General features: G+C 70.6%; 3 protein-coding genes. All 3 read left to right on the top strand.

All coding sequences use genetic code 11. From position 1 onward, the window contains the following. Positions 1 to 733, top strand: a 733-nt coding sequence (locus AC2VOR_RS07450) for a large ribosomal subunit assembly factor BipA (RefSeq protein WP_486963508.1), incomplete at its 5' end; no start/stop codon positions are given. A gap of 112 nt (positions 734 to 845) precedes the next feature. Next, positions 846 to 2735 carry an ABC transporter family substrate-binding protein gene (locus AC2VOR_RS07445; RefSeq protein ID WP_486963509.1) on the top strand — a complete coding sequence of 630 codons (1890 nt, stop codon included), beginning with the start codon at positions 846 to 848 and terminating at the stop codon, positions 2733 to 2735. Positions 2736 to 2917: 182 nt separating this feature from the next. Next, positions 2918 to 3214, top strand: coding sequence for a PE family protein (locus tag AC2VOR_RS07440; protein WP_486963507.1), 297 nt, complete (start codon positions 2918 to 2920; stop codon positions 3212 to 3214). Positions 3215 to 3306 lie beyond the last annotated feature (92 nt).

Below are 3306 nucleotides of genomic sequence, written 5' to 3'. Positions count from 1 at the left end.
CGCCCTGGCCGTGCTGGTCGAACAGATGCGCCGCGAGGGCTTCGAGCTCACGGTCGGCAAGCCGCAAGTGGTCACCAGAACGATCGACGGCAAGCTGCACGAGCCGTTCGAGGCGATGACGATCGACTGCCCCGAGGAGTTCGTCGGCGCGATCACCCAATTGATGGCGGGCCGCAAGGGCCGCATGGAGGACATGACCAACCACGCGGCCGGCTGGGTCCGGATGGACTTCATCGTGCCCAGCCGCGGCCTGATCGGCTTTCGCACCGACTTCCTCACCATCACCCGCGGCACCGGGATCGCCAACGCCGTGTTCGACGGTTACCGGCCGTGGGCGGGCGACATCCGCGCCCGCCACACCGGTTCCCTGGTCTCGGACCGTTCCGGCACCATCACGCCGTTCGCGATGATCCAACTCGCCGACCGTGGCCAGTTCTTCGTCGAACCCGGCCAAGACACCTACGAGGGCATGGTCGTCGGAATCAACCCGCGCGCTGAGGATCTCGACGTCAACGTCACCCGGGAAAAGAAACTCACCAACATGCGGTCGTCGACCGCCGACGTCATCGAGACCCTGGCCAGGCCGCTCGAGCTGGACCTCGAACAAGCCATGGAGTTCTGCGCGCACGACGAATGCGTCGAGGTGACCCCGGAGATCGTGCGCGTCCGCAAGGTCGAGCTGGACGCGACGGCCCGGGCCCGCAGCCGGGCGCGGGCCAAGGCCCGGGGTTAGGTCGTTGGGCCCTTGCGCCCGCGGGCGTGACGCCGTTGCCAAATCCGGCCCGGATTTCGGCGACGGCGCTCCGCTCGCCGAGCGTGCCGCGGCCGGTGCGCCCGATACCCTGATCGGCGTGCCGAGACGAGTTCGCCGCCTGCTCACCACCGTCGGCGTCGTCGTCGCGCTGGCCGGGCTGGCGCCGGCCGCGTGCACCGTCAAGCCTCCGCCGGCGCCGCAGAGCACCGACACGCCGCACAACTCGCCGCCGCCGCCGCAACGGGTCACGCAGATCATCATGGGCATCGACTCGATCGGCGCCGGATTCAACCCCCACCTGTTGTCGGACCTCTCGCCGGTGAACGCGGCGATCAGCGCGCTGGTGCTGCCCAGTGCGTTCCGGCCGGTGCCCGACACCAGCACGCCGACCGGGTCGCGCTGGGAGATGGATCCGACGCTGCTGGTGTCCGCGGAGGTGACCGCCCAGAACCCGTTCACCGTGACCTACAAGATCCGTCCCGAGGCGCAGTGGACGGACAACGCCCCGATCGCGGCCGACGACTTCTGGTACCTGTGGCGTCAGATGGTCAGCCAGCCCGGCGTGGTGGATCCGGCCGGCTACGACATGATCACCGGCGTGCAGTCGCTCGAGGGCGGCAAGCAGGCGGTGGTCACCTTCGCGCAGCCGTATCCGGCCTGGCGGGAGCTGTTCACCAACATCGTGCCCGCGCACATCGTCAAGGACGTGCCGGGCGGCTTCGCGGCCGGGCTGGCCCGGGCGCTGCCCGTCACCGGGGGCCAGTTCCGGGTGGAGAACATCGACCCGCAGCGCGACGAGATCCTGATCGCCCGCAACGACCGGTACTGGGGGCCGCCGGCCAAGCCCGCGCTCATCCTGTTCCGGCGTGCCGGCGCCCCGGCGGCACTGGCCGATTCGATGCGCAACGGCGACACACAGGTCGCCCAGGTGCACGGCGGGTCCGCGGCGTTCGCGCAGCTGTCGGCGATCCCCGACGTGCGGACCGCCCGGATCGTGACACCGCGGGTCATGCAGCTCACGCTGCGCGCGAACGAACCCAAACTGGCCGACACCCAGGTCCGCAAGGCGATTCTGGGATTGCTCGACGTCGACCTGCTCGCGGCCGTGGGCGCCGGCAGCGACAACACCGTCACGCTGGACCAGGCGCAGATCCGCTCGCCCAGCGATCCCGGCTACGAGCCGACCGCGCCCCCGGCGATGACCACCACCGCGGCGCTGGGCTTGCTCACCGCCGCCGGGTTCGACGTCGAGAGCAACGGGCCGGTTTCGGAGGCGTCTTCCGTGCCCGCGTCGACGCCGGCCAGCACCGGACCGCCGGAAGTCGTCCGCGGCCGCATCAGCAGGGACGGCCACCAGTTGTCGCTCGTCATCGGAGTGGCGGCCAACGACCCGACGGCCGTCGCGGTGGCCAACACGGCCGCCGACCAGCTGCGCAACGTGGGCATCGCCGCGACGGTGCTGGCGCTGGATCCGGTGACGCTCTACCGAGACGCGCTCAACGACAACCGGGTCGACGCGGTCGTGGGCTGGCGCCAGGCGGGCGGCAACCTGGCGACGCTGCTGGAGTCGCGGTACGGCTGCCCGGCGCTGCAGTCGACGCAGATTCCGGCTCCCGCCGCCCCGACGAACCCGGCGGCCCGCGCGACGCCGTCCGGCGGGGCCGGTCCCAGGTCGACGGCGCCGCCGCCGAGCCCGGCACCGGAGCCAGGGGCGCTGGTGCAGGCGCCGTCGAACCTCACCGGCATCTGCGATCCCAGCATCCAGTCGAACATCGACGCCGCCCTCAACGGCACCAAGAACATCAACGACGTGATCACCGCCGTCGAGCCACGCCTGTGGAACATGGCAACGGTGCTGCCGATCCTGCAGGACACCACCATCGTCGCGGCCGGCCCCAGCGTGCAGAACGTCAGCCTCTCGGGGGCGGTGCCGGTGGGCATCGTCGGCGACGCTGGCCAGTGGGTGAAGACCGGGCCCTAGTCCCAAGGCCTAGTCGTCCTACGGCGGTCCGGCGCCGGCCCCGTCGCGGCAACAGCGGAAAACGAAGGTTTCCGGATAAAAGCCTGCATCGTGCGCGGGGGCGATATCATTTGGCCGTCCAAGGCTTGATGTCCGGGTCTTGGGGGGACGGCCATCATGCCACGCCTTCAGAAAGGTGCACGATGTCGTTCCTGACCGCTACGCCGGACATGGTATCTGCAGCCGCGTCGAACCTGGCGGGTATCGGGTCCACGCTGAACGAGGCCAACTCCGCGGCGGCGGCGGCAACGACCGGGGTGATGCCGCCGGCCCTCGACGAGGTATCGGCGACCGTCGCCTCCATGTTCGGGGCCCACGGCCAGGCGTACCAGGCGCTCAGCGCGCAGGCGGCGCAGTTCCATGCCCAGTTCGTGCAGGCACTGACCGCGGGGGCGAACGCGTACGCCGGCGCCGAGGCCAGCGCCGTCCAGGCGATGTAGGGTACGGATCCTGAGCCCGCGCAGGCGGTGTCGGCGGCGACGTCGGTGAGCGCAACGCAGATCCGCTCTAACACCGGCCTGATCACCCACCA

Source organism: Mycobacterium sp. TH-M103, assembly GCF_057473785.1.
The sequence above is the reverse complement of the archived record's forward strand: the minus strand, read 5'-3'. Positions and strand labels throughout refer to the sequence as shown.

Bases quoted from the DNA above. Each gene is read 5' to 3' on its own strand.
- AC2VOR_RS07440 (WP_486963507.1), top strand. From the start codon at position 2,918: ATGTCGTTCCTGACCGCTACGCCGGACATGGTATCTGCAGCCGCGTCG.